The sequence below is a fragment of the Pseudomonas sp. TE3786 genome, from assembly GCF_054057335.1.
Map to the genome: position 1 here is coordinate 236,160 of NZ_JBSRZF010000005.1, position 13,437 is coordinate 249,596.

16 protein-coding genes are annotated in these 13,437 nt (G+C 60.2%); 5 read left to right on the forward strand and 11 right to left on the reverse strand.

All coding sequences use genetic code 11. From position 1 onward, the window contains the following. Positions 1-223 precede the first annotated feature (223 nt). Positions 224-436: a cold-shock protein gene (locus ACVW0Y_RS08590; RefSeq protein ID WP_108097521.1), complete on the reverse strand. Its 213-nt coding sequence runs from the start codon at positions 434-436 to the stop codon at positions 224-226. Between the two features lie 399 nt (positions 437-835). On the opposite strand from ACVW0Y_RS08590, the gene ACVW0Y_RS08595 reads away from it, so the two are divergent. Then, positions 836-2,944, forward strand: coding sequence for a molybdopterin oxidoreductase family protein (locus ACVW0Y_RS08595; protein WP_457437539.1), 2,109 nt, complete (start codon positions 836-838; stop codon positions 2,942-2,944). Positions 2,945-3,078: 134 nt separating this feature from the next. After that, the gene (grxD, locus tag ACVW0Y_RS08600) at positions 3,079-3,405 is read left to right on the forward strand and encodes a Grx4 family monothiol glutaredoxin (RefSeq protein ID WP_108097519.1); all 327 of its coding nucleotides are present in this window, start codon (positions 3,079-3,081) and stop codon (positions 3,403-3,405) included. Between the two features lie 56 nt (positions 3,406-3,461). On the opposite strand, the gene bfr is transcribed toward grxD, so the two are convergent. The 4 genes from bfr to pyrC all read right to left on the reverse strand — a co-directional run bounded on the left by bfr (position 3,462) and on the right by pyrC (position 6,247). Continuing rightward, positions 3,462-3,932, reverse strand: a complete 471-nt coding sequence (gene bfr / locus ACVW0Y_RS08605; RefSeq protein WP_457437540.1) for a bacterioferritin — start codon at positions 3,930-3,932, stop codon at positions 3,462-3,464. A 199-nt stretch (positions 3,933-4,131) separates the two neighbouring features. Then, entirely contained in the window at positions 4,132-4,350 is a 219-nt protein-coding gene (locus ACVW0Y_RS08610; RefSeq protein ID WP_108097517.1) for a bacterioferritin-associated ferredoxin, read from the reverse strand. A 182-nt stretch (positions 4,351-4,532) separates the two neighbouring features. Continuing rightward, a complete protein-coding gene (gene rnt / locus ACVW0Y_RS08615) occupies positions 4,533-5,204 on the reverse strand; it encodes a ribonuclease T (RefSeq protein ID WP_457437541.1) in 672 nt (223 codons plus the stop codon). Beyond that, a complete protein-coding gene (pyrC, locus tag ACVW0Y_RS08620) occupies positions 5,201-6,247 on the reverse strand; it encodes a dihydroorotase (protein ID WP_457437542.1) in 1,047 nt (348 codons plus the stop codon). The genes rnt and pyrC overlap by 4 nt, the downstream gene beginning before the upstream one ends. A gap of 147 nt (positions 6,248-6,394) precedes the next feature. Here pyrC and ACVW0Y_RS08625 point away from each other — a divergent pair, with 147 nt between their 5' ends. The 3 genes from ACVW0Y_RS08625 to gloA all read left to right on the forward strand — a co-directional run bounded on the left by ACVW0Y_RS08625 (position 6,395) and on the right by gloA (position 9,134). Then, on the forward strand, positions 6,395-7,309 hold the full coding sequence (locus tag ACVW0Y_RS08625; protein ID WP_457437543.1) for a flagellar protein MotY: 915 nt from the start codon (positions 6,395-6,397) through the stop codon (positions 7,307-7,309). Between the two features lie 123 nt (positions 7,310-7,432). Further along, entirely contained in the window at positions 7,433-8,650 is a 1,218-nt protein-coding gene (locus ACVW0Y_RS08630) for an argininosuccinate synthase (RefSeq protein ID WP_457437544.1), read from the forward strand. A gap of 91 nt (positions 8,651-8,741) precedes the next feature. Then, positions 8,742-9,134 (forward strand): lactoylglutathione lyase, encoded by a 393-nt coding sequence (gloA, locus tag ACVW0Y_RS08635; protein ID WP_457437545.1) that lies wholly within the window; start codon positions 8,742-8,744, stop codon positions 9,132-9,134. A 92-nt stretch (positions 9,135-9,226) separates the two neighbouring features. Here gloA and ACVW0Y_RS08640 read toward each other — a convergent pair whose 3' ends face one another. From ACVW0Y_RS08640 to rsxB, 6 genes are all read right to left on the reverse strand, one after another. Beyond that, positions 9,227-9,409 (reverse strand): PA3496 family putative envelope integrity protein, encoded by a 183-nt coding sequence (locus tag ACVW0Y_RS08640; RefSeq protein ID WP_457437546.1) that lies wholly within the window; start codon positions 9,407-9,409, stop codon positions 9,227-9,229. A 105-nt stretch (positions 9,410-9,514) separates the two neighbouring features. Then, positions 9,515-10,153, reverse strand: a complete 639-nt coding sequence (gene nth / locus ACVW0Y_RS08645) for an endonuclease III (RefSeq protein ID WP_457437547.1) — start codon at positions 10,151-10,153, stop codon at positions 9,515-9,517. Beyond that, positions 10,150-10,716: an Rnf-Nqr domain containing protein gene (locus tag ACVW0Y_RS08650; RefSeq protein WP_457437548.1), complete on the reverse strand. Its 567-nt coding sequence runs from the start codon at positions 10,714-10,716 to the stop codon at positions 10,150-10,152. The genes nth and ACVW0Y_RS08650 overlap by 4 nt, the downstream gene beginning before the upstream one ends. Beyond that, entirely contained in the window at positions 10,713-11,312 is a 600-nt protein-coding gene (locus ACVW0Y_RS08655; RefSeq protein ID WP_457437550.1) for an RnfABCDGE type electron transport complex subunit G, read from the reverse strand. Before ACVW0Y_RS08655 ends, ACVW0Y_RS08650 begins: the two co-directional genes overlap by 4 nt. Next, positions 11,305-12,315, reverse strand: a complete 1,011-nt coding sequence (locus ACVW0Y_RS08660) for an RnfABCDGE type electron transport complex subunit D (RefSeq protein WP_457437552.1) — start codon at positions 12,313-12,315, stop codon at positions 11,305-11,307. Before ACVW0Y_RS08660 ends, ACVW0Y_RS08655 begins: the two co-directional genes overlap by 8 nt. Then, a complete protein-coding gene (rsxB, locus tag ACVW0Y_RS08665; RefSeq protein ID WP_457437589.1) occupies positions 12,296-13,435 on the reverse strand; it encodes an electron transport complex subunit RsxB in 1,140 nt (379 codons plus the stop codon). Before rsxB ends, ACVW0Y_RS08660 begins: the two co-directional genes overlap by 20 nt. Positions 13,436-13,437 lie beyond the last annotated feature (2 nt).

Genomic DNA, 13,437 nt, shown 5'->3' on the forward strand with positions numbered 1-13,437 from the left:
AGGAAATGTCGCCTCATGTCATCTTCGACCGGAGCGACGCTTGTACAAGATGTCTCAAACCAGGCGATTTGCTGCGCCCGGTAGCGCCTGAGGGCAGCCTTTGTACACTGCGGCTACGGGCATTGGCAAACCCGGCAGCGGCATCGGCGAAGGGAAAAGCGTCAAACGCCAGGCATAAAAAAACCCCGCCGAAGCGGGGTTTTTTTATGAAGCGCGGGGAGTCTTAGACTACCTGTACTTCTTCAGCTTGCATGCCTTTCTGGCCTTTAGCGGCCACGAAAGATACGGTCTGACCTTCTTTCAAGCTTTTGAAGCCATCGGATTGGATAGCTTTGAAGTGCACGAACAGGTCAGCGCCGCCGTTGCTTGGAGTGATGAAGCCGAAGCCTTTTTCATCGTTGAACCATTTAACGGTACCAGTTTCGCGATTAGCCATGGTGTAGATCCTTGAACAGAGTGGATTGCGGCGGGCTTCAGGCCCAGCCAGTACTGAGTGCAAAGAGTTATCGGAATACGTGTAGATGGTTGGATCGAGATCTAAACACCAGGTTGCGATTCGCGGTACACATGCAGCACAGTGGTCTAAAGATACGCACTTTGTTTGAGTAATGCGACTAGCGAAGGCGTTGTTATCGATATAAATGGCATATATCCGCCGAAACGCGCCGTGGTTCGCAGCTGAGAATTGCTGTAGTCGGCGTCTGAACGAGTGTATGGGTAGGCCTGATAAGCCCCGATTCACGGGGCTTAGGCTGATGGCGAAGGCCGGTCGGGCACTCCATAGTCGACGCTTACCGACCTGATTGGTCGTCCCAAATAAAAATGAGGCTAGGCCATGACCAAGACCCTCCATCACCGTGCATGTCATCTGTGCGAGGCCATTTGTGGCCTTAGCATCGAAACCGAAACCCTGGCTGACGGCAGTCAGCAGATCCTTTCTATCAAGGGCGACGCGCAAGATAGCTTCAGCAACGGCCATATCTGCCCCAAGGCGGTGGCCCTGCAAGATATCCAGCACGACCCCGATCGCTTGCGCCAACCCATGCGCCGCGTTGGCAGTGAATGGCAAGCCATCGAGTGGGAGGAGGCGTTTGAATTGGTGGCCAGTCGCCTTGCCGATATTCAGGCGCGCCACGGGCAGAACGCGGTGGCCATCTACCAGGGCAACCCGAGTGTGCATAACTACGGGCTGATGACCCACAGCAATTACTTTCTCGGCCAACTGAAAACTCGCAACCGTTATTCGGCCACCTCGGTGGACCAGTTGCCCCATCACCTGACCAGCCATTTGATGTACGGCCATGGTCTGCTGATTCCGATCCCCGATATCGACCATACCGATTTCATGCTGATTCTCGGCGGCAACCCGTTGGCCTCCAACGGCAGCATCATGACCGTGCCCAACGTGGAAAAACGGCTGAAGGCGATCAAGGCCCGTGGTGGCAAAGTGGTGGTGGTCGACCCGCGCCGCAGCGAGACGGCGGCGATTGCCGATCAACATATTTTTGTCCGGCCCGGGCAGGATGCGGCGCTGCTGTTTGGTGTGCTCAATACCCTGTTCGAAGAGGGCCTGACTCGCACTAGCCACTTGCCCATCGATGGCGTGGAGGAGGTGCGTAAGGCGGTGGCTGCCTTTACGGCCGAGGCCATGAGCGCCCGTTGTGGTGTGCCGGCCGACACCATCCGGCAATTGGCCCGGGACTTCGCGGGTGCCGACAAGGCGGTGTGTTATGGCCGTATGGGGGTTTCCACCCAGGTATTCGGCACCCTGTGCCAGTGGGTGGTGCAACTGATCAACCTGGTCACCGGCAACCTCGACCGGGTTGGCGGCGTGCTCTGCACCGAGCCGGCTGTGGACCTGGTGGCAACCACCTCGGGCGGCCATTTCAATCGCTGGCAAAGCCGGGTTTCGGCATTGCCGGAGTACGGCGGCGAGCTGCCGGTATCCGCGTTGGCCGAAGAGATGCTGACCCCAGGGGAAGGACAGATTCGCGCCCTGGTGACGGTGGCCGGCAACCCGGTGTTATCGACCCCCAACGGCCGGCAGTTGGAGCAGGCCCTGGATGGCCTCGAATTTATGCTGTGCATCGACTTCTATATCAACGAAACCACCCGTTACGCCGACCTGATCCTGCCGCCTACGGCTCCGCTGGAGCACGATCATTACGACACCACCTTCAACGTGTTCGCCGTGCGCAATGTCACCCGCTTCAACGAGCCGGTGCTGGCCAAGCCGGCTGGTGCCTTGCACGACTGGGAGATTTTCGTCGGCCTGGCCAAGGCCTTCGCGGCGAAGAACGGCACCGAGCTGAAGCCGACCATCGAGCCGGCGCAGATGATCGACATGGGCCTGCGCTTTGGCCTGTATGGCGACAAGTCCGAGCACAAACTGTCGGTGGCCAAACTCCGCGAGCATCCCCACGGTCTCGATCTGGGCGCACTGAAAGCCAATCTGCTGGAGCGCCTGAAAACCCCGAGCAAAACCGTGCAGGCGGCACCGCAGATTCTCCTCAACGACCTGGCACGCTTCGCCGCCCAGCCAGCGCCCAAGGCCGATGAACTGATGCTGATCGGCCGTCGCCATGTACGCAGCAACAACTCCTGGATGCACAACTATCACCGTCTGGTGAAAGGCAAGCCGCGCCATCAATTGCTGATGAATCCGCAGGATATGGCCAGCCGCTCGCTCATCGATGGCCAGTTGGTCAGCGTGCGTTCGCGGGTCGGCATGATCGAAGTGGAAGTGGCGGGCAGCGATGACATGATGCAAGGCGTGGTCAGTCTGCCCCACGGCTGGGGTCACGGCCGCCCAGGCGTACAGATGGCGATTGCCAGCGCGCAACCGGGTGCCAGCGCCAATGACCTGACCGATGAACGTCAGCTGGACGTGCTGTCTGGCAACGCGGCGTTGAATGGGGTGCCGGTGGTAGTGGCGGCGGCCTGATTGGCCTACAACGTCTGCGGATTACGACGATAGGAGGGTCGCGCCAAGCGCGCGGCTTTCCGTTACAATGCCCGCCACCGTGTCGGCCCGTGAGTCGGCGAGTTGATCAGACAGGCCTTAGTGCTGAGGTACCCATGGATATCATCGAAACTATCAAAGAGCAGATCGCTAACAACGCCATCCTGCTGTACATGAAAGGCTCGCCGAACGCTCCGCAATGCGGCTTCTCGTCGAAGGCGGCCCAGGTGGTCATGGCATGCGGCGAGAAATTCGCTTATGTCGACATCCTGCAGAACCCGGAAATCCGCGCCAACCTGCCAAAATACGCCAACTGGCCAACCTTCCCGCAACTGTGGGTTGGTGGTGAGTTGGTTGGTGGCAGCGACATCATGGTCGAGATGTTTGAAAAGGGTGAGCTGCAAACCCTGGTCAAGGCAGCCTCCGCCAAAGCGGACGCCTGATCAAACGCAGTAAATAAAAAGCCCCGCATCTGCGGGGCTTTTTTATGCCTGACGAATCACTCGTCCATCTGCGATTGCAGGTAGTTCTGCAGGCCGACTTTATCGATCAGGCTGAGCTGGGTTTCCAGCCAGTCGATGTGATCTTCCTCGGAGCAGAGAATCTCTTCGAGCAGTTCACGGCTGGCGTAGTCGGAAATGCTTTCGCAGTAAGCGATGGCTTCTTTCAGATCGATATGCGCTTTGTGCTCGATCTTCAGGTCGCACTCCAGCATTTCCTTGGTGTTCTCACCGATCAGGATCTTGCCGAGATCTTGCAGGTTTGGCAGGCCTTCAAGGAACAGAATGCGTTTGATCAGCTTGTCCGCGTGTTTCATCTCATCGATGGACTCGTGGTACTCGTGCTCGCCCAGCTTTTTCAGGCCCCAGTCTTCATACATGCGCGCATGCAGGAAGTATTGGTTGATGGCGACCAGCTCGTTGCCGAGGATTTTATTGAGGTGCTGGATGACTTTCTTGTCGCCTTTCATGTCGGGGTCCTGCCGTGCAAGGGAGTGATAGCCTGAGAGTCTGACCCTGCGAATTTCGACTGTCAAATGTAAGTGTTTGAATTTAAACGAAAATTAAAACCGAATACGAATGTTTTATTTCTGCGTCTTGGCGCTAACTGCTTGAATTTTGGGCATAAAAAAACCGGACACTAGGTCCGGTTTTCAGAATCTGACTACTTTATGCCATGACAAAATTTGCTGGGTAGGCGAGGGCGGCCTGGCTGCTTTGCACTTCGGTGAGGGTTTCGCGAACTACCTGCTTGGCCAGGGTCGCGCATTTCCCGCATTGGCTGGCAACTTCCAGAGCGTTACGAACATCGCGGTAGCTGCAGCAACCTTCATTGATTGCATCGCGGATCTGACCGTCGGTGACACCCATGCAAAGGCATACGTACATAAAAGGCCCAAAACTCAATATGGCGTGATGCGAAGGATACTAATGTTAATGAGAACGCTTGTCAAAGCGCTGGAGGGCGATTGGCGCGGATATTCCCGCGGACCGATAAACGGTAAAGCGCCGATGGGCAGGTAATAAAAAACCCGGCACCAAGGCCGGGTTTTTGTTGGAAACCAACAGGATCAGTCGTCGAAATCCTGCCATCCGCCGAGCTCTTTCCAGCGGTTGACGATGCCGCAGAACAGCTCGGCAGTCTTCTCGGTGTCGTAACGCGCCGAATGCGCTTCCCGGCCATCGAAATCCATCCCGGCCGCCTGACAGGCGCGCGCCAACACCGTCTGCCCATAGGCGAGGCCGGCGAGGGTAGCGGTATCGAAGCTGGAGAAGGGGTGGAACGGGTTGCGCTTCAAGTCATTGCGAGCGACCGCCGCATTGAGGAAGCCCAGGTCGAAGCTACTGTTATGGCCGACCAGAATCGCGCGCTTGCAGCCATTGGCCTTCAGCGCTTTACGGATGCCACGGAAGATATCGGTGAGCGCCGACTCCTCGCTCACTGCCATACGCAGTGGGTGATCCAGTTTGATCCCGGTGAACTCCAGCGCCGCCGGCTCGATATTGGCACCTTCAAACGGCTCGATCCGGAAGAAGTAGGTGTGCTCCGGAAACAGAAACCCCTTTTCATCCATGCCCACGGTGACTGCAGCAATTTCCAGCAGTGCGTCGGTAGCGGAGTTGAAACCGCCGGTCTCGACATCGACGACCACCGGCAGATAGCCGCGAAAACGTGCCGCCATGGGGTGGCGCGAATTGCTGCCGCCGCCTTCCAGTTCGTCGTCGTAGTTGTCTTCACTCACGCGTTTTGCTCCAGCAGGCGCCAGCGCAGTTTTTCACCGGCGCGCAGCGGGACGACACTGTGCTCGCCAAGCGGCAAGCTGGTCGGGGCAGTCCATTCTTCACGGACCAGGGTAATGGTGTCGGTATTGCGTGGCAGGCCGTAGAAATCCGGGCCGTTCTTGCTGGCGAATCCTTCCAGCTTGTCCAGCGCATTGCGCTGCTCGAACGCTTCGGCATACAACTCGATCGCCGCATAGGCGGTATAGCAACCGGCGCAGCCGCAAGCGGCTTCCTTGGCATGCTGGGCATGGGGTGCCGAGTCGGTGCCGAGGAAAAACTTGGCGCTGCCGCTGGTGGCGGCGTCGAGCAGGGCTTCCTGGTGCACATTGCGCTTGAGAATCGGCAGGCAATAGAAGTGCGGGCGGATGCCGCCAACCAGCATATGGTTGCGGTTGTAGAGCAAATGGTGGGCGGTGATGGTGGCGCCGACGTTGGCCGGGGCACTGTTGACGAACTGCACCGCGTCGCCGGTGGTGATGTGTTCGAACACCACTTTCAGCGTCGGGAAGCGCGCGACCACGCGGGTCAGGTGCTCATCGATAAACACCTTTTCGCGGTCGAACACGTCGATCTCGCCGCGGGTCACTTCGCCGTGTACCAACAGCGGCAGGCCAACTTCGGCCATGGCTTCGAGAACATGGAAAATCTTGTCGACGCTGGTTACTCCCGAGTCGGAGTTGGTGGTGGCTCCGGCGGGGTAGAGCTTGGCGGCATGGACAAAACCCGAAGCCTTGGCGGCACGCACGTCGTCAGGGCTGGTCAGGTCGGTGAGGTACAGCACCATCAAGGGATCGAATTGGCTGCCGGCCGGGCGTGCGGCAAGAATGCGCTGGCGATAGCCATCGGCTTCGGCGGCATTGCGCACTGGCGGCACCAGATTCGGCATGATGATGGCGCGGCCAAAGGTGCGCGCGACGTCGGCGACCGTATGGGGCAGCACCGCGCCGTCGCGCAAGTGAATATGCCAGTCGTCGGGGCGCAACAGGGTTAGGCGGTCAGTCATGGGGGGCGATACCAGATCAGCGAAATTTGTGCGGTAAAAACTGCTGCGAATGCTACCGGAAAAGCCTGAGAGCGGCACCCGCTATCAAGTTTTGCCAGCGCCAACCGATACCCCCTGAGAATGCAGTAAATCCTTGTGGAGCCTACCGTGCGCCAGCGCTATCTCGCCTTGTTTAGCCTCTTCGCCAGCCTGCCGGCCGTGGCGATCACCTTTCAGACGCGTCTGGAAAAGGTCGAATGGAAGGTGGATGGCGATCAATTCGAATGCCGTCTGTCGCAAGACATTACCGATTTTGGCCAAGGCCAATTCGTTCGCCGTGCCGGTGAGCAGGTCACTTTTCGCCTACAGGCTCGTGAGCGTTGGCTGGGGGCGGGTTCAGCCACCCTGGTGGCCGCCGCTGCGCCCTGGCAGCCGGGTCGTGGCGATATCAACCTGGGAATGGTGACTGTCGATAACGGTGCCTTGCCCTTTAATAGCACCCAGCAGCAAGGTGCGCGTCTGCTCACCGGTCTGCTCGAAGGCCGCAGCCCACTGGTGCGTCACCGCACCGCGGAAGGCGGTGAAGGCGTGGAAATACGCCTGCTGCCGGTGAAATTCAACAAGGCCTATCACGATTACCTGGATTGCACGACCAAACTGCTGCCGGTGAACTTCGACCAGATCAAGCAAGCCCAGGTCAATTTCCCCGGCGGCGGCGCTGATCTTGACGATGTTTCCCGCGCCAAATTGGAAATCATCCTGCAGTACATGAAGGCCGATCCCAGCGTTAACCATATCGAACTGGACGGCCACTCCGACAACGGCGGCAACCGCCTGACCAACCGCGACATGTCCCGCCGCCGGGCGCTGGCGGTCATGGAATACTTCAAAGCCAATGGCGTGCCCGAAGAGCAGATCGTTGTGCGCTTCTATGGCGAGCAATACCCGCTGGTGCCGAACATCAACGCCGCCAATCGCGCGAAGAACCGCCGCGTAACCGTGCACTTGTCTCGCCAGCCAGTGGCCCCGGAATCCGCGACACCGGCTACCGCCGCGCCGATAAAACCGGCTGCCACGTCCTGATCCGGTCGTCGTTTAGACGAAAGAAACCGTCGCTTCATCGTCATAAGCTGTCGCGCCTCTGTAAATCGCGCGTTGCTGCCAGTAGAATCGCGGGTTTTCCGTAGAACCCCGTGGAGTGATGGCATGGCGGACGTAAAGAAGGTTGTCCTGGCGTATTCCGGTGGCCTCGACACTTCGGTAATTCTCAAGTGGCTGCAAGACACCTATCAATGTGAGGTGGTGACTTTCACCGCCGATCTCGGTCAAGGCGAAGAAGTTGAGCCGGCCCGTGCCAAGGCACAGGCTATGGGCGTCAAGGAAATCTTCATCGACGACCTGCGCGAAGAATTCGTGCGTGATTTCGTTTATCCCATGTTCCGCGCCAACACCGTGTACGAAGGCGAGTACCTGCTGGGTACTTCCATTGCCCGTCCGCTGATTGCCAAACGTCTGATCGAAATCGCCAATGAAACCGGCGCCGACGCCATTTCCCACGGTGCCACCGGCAAAGGCAACGACCAGGTACGTTTCGAACTGGGTGCCTACGCCCTCAAGCCCGGCGTGAAAGTGATTGCTCCTTGGCGTGAATGGGACCTGCTGTCCCGCGAGAAGCTGATGGACTACGCCGAGAAGCACGCCATCCCGATCGAGCGTCACGGCAAGAAAAAATCCCCGTACTCCATGGATGCCAACCTGCTGCACATCTCCTATGAAGGCGGCGTGCTGGAAGACACCTGGACTGAGCACGAAGAAGATATGTGGAAATGGACCGTCTCCCCGGAGAACGCTCCAGACAAGCCGACCTACCTGGAACTCACCTACCGCAACGGCGACATCGTCGCCCTCGACGGCGTGGAAATGAGCCCGGCCACCGTACTGGCCACGCTGAACAAGATCGGCGGGGAGAACGGTATCGGTCGTCTCGATATCGTCGAAAACCGCTATGTCGGCATGAAGTCCCGTGGCTGCTACGAGACCCCTGGCGGCACCATCATGCTGCGTGCGCACCGCGCCATCGAGTCGATCACCCTCGACCGCGAAGTGGCTCACCTCAAAGACGAGTTGATGCCCAAGTACGCCAGCCTGATCTACACCGGCTACTGGTGGAGCCCTGAGCGTTTGATGCTGCAACAGATGATCGACGCTTCCCAGGCCCACGTGAACGGTGTGGTCCGCCTGAAGCTGTACAAAGGCAACGTCATCGTCACCGGTCGCAAGTCCGACGGCTCGTTGTTCGACGCCAATATCGCCACCTTCGAAGAAGACGGCGGCGCGTACAACCAGGCCGACGCGGCTGGCTTTATCAAGTTGAACGCCTTGCGCATGCGCATCGCCGCCAACAAGGGCCGCAAGCTGTTCTGATAAGCTGCAGGTGCCTGAACAAACCCCGGCCATGAGCCGGGGTTTGTGTTTATAAGCCCGAAACTACGGGCAAACGATGAGGAAACGACTGATGAGACTGCTGCACACCATGCTGCGTGTCGGCGATATGGATAAATCCATCGCGTTCTATACCGAAGTGCTGGGCATGACCCTGCTGCGCCGCAAGGATTACCCGGAAGGGCAGTTCACCCTGGCGTTCGTCGGCTACGGCAATGAAGCGGAAAACAGCGTGATAGAGCTGACCCACAACTGGGGCGTGGACAGCTATGAACTGGGCACCGGCTATGGCCATATCGCCCTGGAAGTGGCCGATGTGTACAAAGCCTGCGAAGACATCCGCGCCCGTGGCGGCAAAATTACCCGCGAGCCCGGCCCGATGAAGCACGGCACCAGCATCCTGGCGTTCGTTGAAGATCCGGATGGCTACAAGATCGAACTGCTGTCGCCGTCACGCGGCGATTGATTGATCCTGTCGAAACGGCTGAAGCCGCTCCTACGAGGCGATGTAACGCCCAATAAAAAGCCCGACATCAAGTCGGGCTTTTTATTGGCTGATTACAGATCGAAATCGTATTCGGCCAGTTGTTTGTGCAACCGTCGCTCTTCCAAGAGGTTGTCGATGATGCGGCGCTTGGTCAGATTGGTTTTTGCCACTTCGACCGGGGCTTCCACCACGTCATCGCCATCGTCGCTTACCACGTCTTCGTCGAGTTCCAGTTCTTCTTTGCTAGTGCTCATTGACGTCCACTCCGGCTACAGGGCCATTGGCGCACCTTATATCGGCAAATCCGAGGCTGGTAAAAAAGATTTTTTCAATCGACTGTCAGGGAATTCGCAAATAAGTCAATCGTCGGATGTTTTGCCTTTGTACTCGCACAGGTCTTCGATCCGGCAACTGCCGCAGCGGGGCTTGCGTGCGATGCACACATAACGGCCGTGGAGGATCAGCCAATGGTGAGCGTCGAGGAGAAATTCCTTGGGTACGAATTTGACTAACTGTTTTTCCACCTCGACCACATTCTTGCCCGGGGCGATGTTGGTGCGGTTGCTAACCCGGAAAATATGGGTGTCCACCGCCATTGCCAGCTGCCGGAACGCGGTGTTGAGCACCACATTGGCGGTCTTGCGGCCAACGCCCGGCAGGGCTTCCAGTGCTTCGCGGGTTTCCGGTACCTGACTGCCGTGCAGCTCGATCAGGCGGCGGCAGGTTTCGATCACGTTCCTGGCCTTGCTGTTGTACAGGCCGATGGTCTTGATGTATTCGCTCAGACCCTCGACGCCCAAGGCGTAAATCGCCTCCGGGGTATTGGCCACCGGGTAGAGCTTGGCGGTGGCCTTGTTGACGCTGACGTCGGTGGCCTGTGCCGAAAGAATCACCGCAATCAGCAATTCGAATGGCGTGCTGTACGCCAGCTCGGTTTTCGGTTCGGGGTTGTCTTCGTGTAGACGGCGAAAGATCTCGTAACGTTTGGCAGCGTTCATCGGGCGTTGGAGTCAGCAGCAAGAGTGGAAGGGAAGACGCAGCGGGCTGCAGCCCACAGCAGGCCCAGCAGAATAAAGGCACCCGGTGCCAGGGCAAACAGATGCAGGCCATTGAAACCGGCCAGGTGCAGCGTCCAATTGCCCGCCGCCGCACCGAATAACCACTCGGCATGACGCAGCAGGGTAGCGCTGCCCAGCACTTCGCGCAGGCTGCCCAGCAGCACGGCGACGGCACCGAACAGCGCTGCCTGGTTGAGCCCCTGACGCCATTGCGCGGGCGGCTGTACCAGTGTCACCAGCAACAGCGGCAGGAAGATCCCCAGGGCCTGGCGCAGTTCCAGGGCCCAGGCTTGCAGCAGCAGATCGGCCAGGGTCAGCAGCGTGCAGGCAACCATCGCCAGGGCCAGCCTGCGCAGCCCTGGTTCCAGACGCACCAGCAGCCCGCCCAGCGCGCCCAGCACCAGCAGCAGGGGCAGCGCCACCAGACTCAGGCCCAAGGCACTGATCAACTGATCGCTGGCCCCCAGCAACGGTGCCAGCCCCACCAGCCATAGCGGTCTCATGGTGCCTCCTGCTTGAGCAGCAACGGTTTATGGGCATCGAAGTAGCTCAGGCCTTGTTGCACCGCCTTGCTGACTGCGCGGGAGGTCACGGTAGCACCGGCCATCTGGTCGAACTGGCCGCCATCGGCCTTCACCCGCCAATCGGCATCGCTGGCGCTATGGCCAAAGAAGCCGCGTAGCCAGGGGCTTTTCGCCGCGCTGCTGAGATCGCCGAGGCCGGGCGTTTCATGCTCGCTCAACACCTTCACCGCCAGCAGTTGGCCGGCGGGGGAGATGGCCAGCAGCAGGTCGATGCTGCCCTCGTAGCCATTGCCACGGGCCGGTAGCAGCACCGCGCTGGCCATAGCGTTGCGGCTGGCAAGATAAGCGAAGGCCGGTGCCGGCAGGCCGAGTCGCTCAGTGTCTGGCAGGGCGATTGGAGCGGCGAGGGGATGGTTGTCGTAGCTGCCCGGTGCCAGCAGATCCAGCAGTGCCCGCTCCTGGGCGGCCTGGCGCTCGCTGGCGATCTGTTCGCTGAGCAGGCGCTCGACACCCGCGACGGCGGCTATCAAGGCCAGCAGCACCCCGCCCAAGACGGCCAGCGAACGCTTACTCATGGGCCGGTTTCTCCATACGCTGTGCGGCGTGCCGTTCCAGCAGCGGCACCAGCAGGTTCATGCCCAGCACGGCAAACGCCACGCCATCGGCATAACCGCCCCAGGTGCGGATCACATACAGCCAGAGCCCCACGCCAATCCCGAACAGCAGGCGCGCCCGGTCGCTGACGGGGCCGGACACCGGCTCGGTGGCGATAAAAAACGCACCCAGCATGGTCGCCCCGGAAAACAGATGGAAAAACGGCGAGCCATTGGAATCCGAGCCCGTGCCGTTCCAGCACAGCAGGCTGGCCACAAACAACGCGCCCAGCATGCCCACCGGGGTGTGCCAGCGAATCACCTGGCGTTGCAGCAGCAACAAGCCGCCGAGCAAAAAGGCCAGGTTGACCCAGCCGGCGCTCCACTGGCTAAAGGCTGGGTTGCGCTGGAACAGCTCATCTACGGTCAGCCGATCATTGTGTTTCAGGCTGTCCAGCAGCGTGGCCTGGCTCCAGCCATCCACCGGCAGTTGCCCGCCCAACACCTGCTGCAGCGCGGCGATCAGCCCTTGGCCGCTGCCCGCTGCCGGCCATTGGCTCATCTGCAGCGGAAAGGCCAGCAGGGCGAAGGCATAGCCAAGCATGGCCGGGTTCAACGGGTTTTTGCCAAAGCCGCCAAACAGCGCCTTGCCGAACACCTGCGCAAAGGCCGCGGCGCTGACGCTCAGCCACCAGGGCGCATAGGGCGGCAGCGCCAACGCCAGCAGCACGGCGCTGACCAACGCACTGCCTTCGCCGAGCTGGGCCACACCACCCAGCGCCGTAGCAGCGCTGGCGGGCTGGTCACGCAGACGGCGTACCAGCGCCTCGCAGGTCAACGCGGTAGCCAGGCCGAGCAGCAGTTGCAGCAGCGTGCCCCAGCCGTATTGCCAGCTCAGCACCAGCGCGCCGGGCACGCAGGCCAGCAGCACCCATTGCATGCTGGGGCGCGGGTCGAACGCGAGGTTAAGGGGCGTGGTAGGCATTGAGTTGTGCCTCTGCATTACGCAGACGTTGTTTTGCTGTAGCCAACGCCACCTCATCGAGCGGCTGCTGGCGCTCGACTTTGCTGACCTCAGCGCGGGCATAGGCCAGCTCGGTTTTCAGCGCGCGGGATTGGCTGTCTATCGGACGCTTGTCGATGCGTAGCAGATTGGGTGCCGGCTTGTTGCAGGCCGCTTCGGCGTGGTGCAACGCCTGTTCCGCTGCGCTCAAAGCGGCTTGCAGGGCCGCCAGCTCGGCACCCTCGCGCTCAGCGCTTTTCAGTGCGGCGCGGGCAACCGCTAGGGCGATCTTGGCTTTTTTCAGCGCGATCTGACTGTCATCGGCAGGTGCCGCTGCGTTGGCAGCCTTGAGCGCCGCCTGGGCGGTTTCGGCGACCTGACGCAACGCCTCCACCTGCTGCTCCAGCTCCGCAGTGCCATAGGTCGCCAGTTGCCGTTGTGCTTTGCTGTACGCCACCTGAGCCATGGCCGCTTCGATTTTCAAGCGCTTGTGCTGATCATCGCCGCTGGCGGCTTTCTGCGCCTTGACTCGTTCGATAGCCGCTTGCACAGGGTCGAGGGTGGCGACGGCAACCGGTTGCGCCTGACGCTCCGCGCGCGCCACGCGTTCCGCCTGGCGCTGCGCATCGTCGCGCTGCAAGCGCGTCAGGTGGTTTTCATGGCGCTGACGGAAATGATCGGCACGCCGCCGCTGTGCCTGTGCCTCGGGCTCGGCCAGGGGAAGCAGATCGATGCAATCGACCGGGCAGGGTGCCACGCACAATTCACAGCCGGTGCATTCGTCAGTAATCACCGTATGCATCAACTTGGCGGCACCGACGATGGCATCCACCGGGCAGGCCTGAATGCACTTGGTGCAGCCAATGCACTCGGCCTCGCGGATAAACGCCAGCTGCGGCGGAATGGGGGGTACCTCTGGCGGCAGCACCGGCACCTGGAGCAATTGCGCCAACGCTTGGATAGTGCTTTCGCCGCCCGGCGGGCACTTGTTGATCGCTTCGCCTTGAGCAATGCCCTCGGCGTAGGGCTTGCAGCCCGGATGGCCGCACTTGCCGCACTGGGTCTGCGGCAGCAGGGCGTCGATGGCGACCACGGAAATCAAGC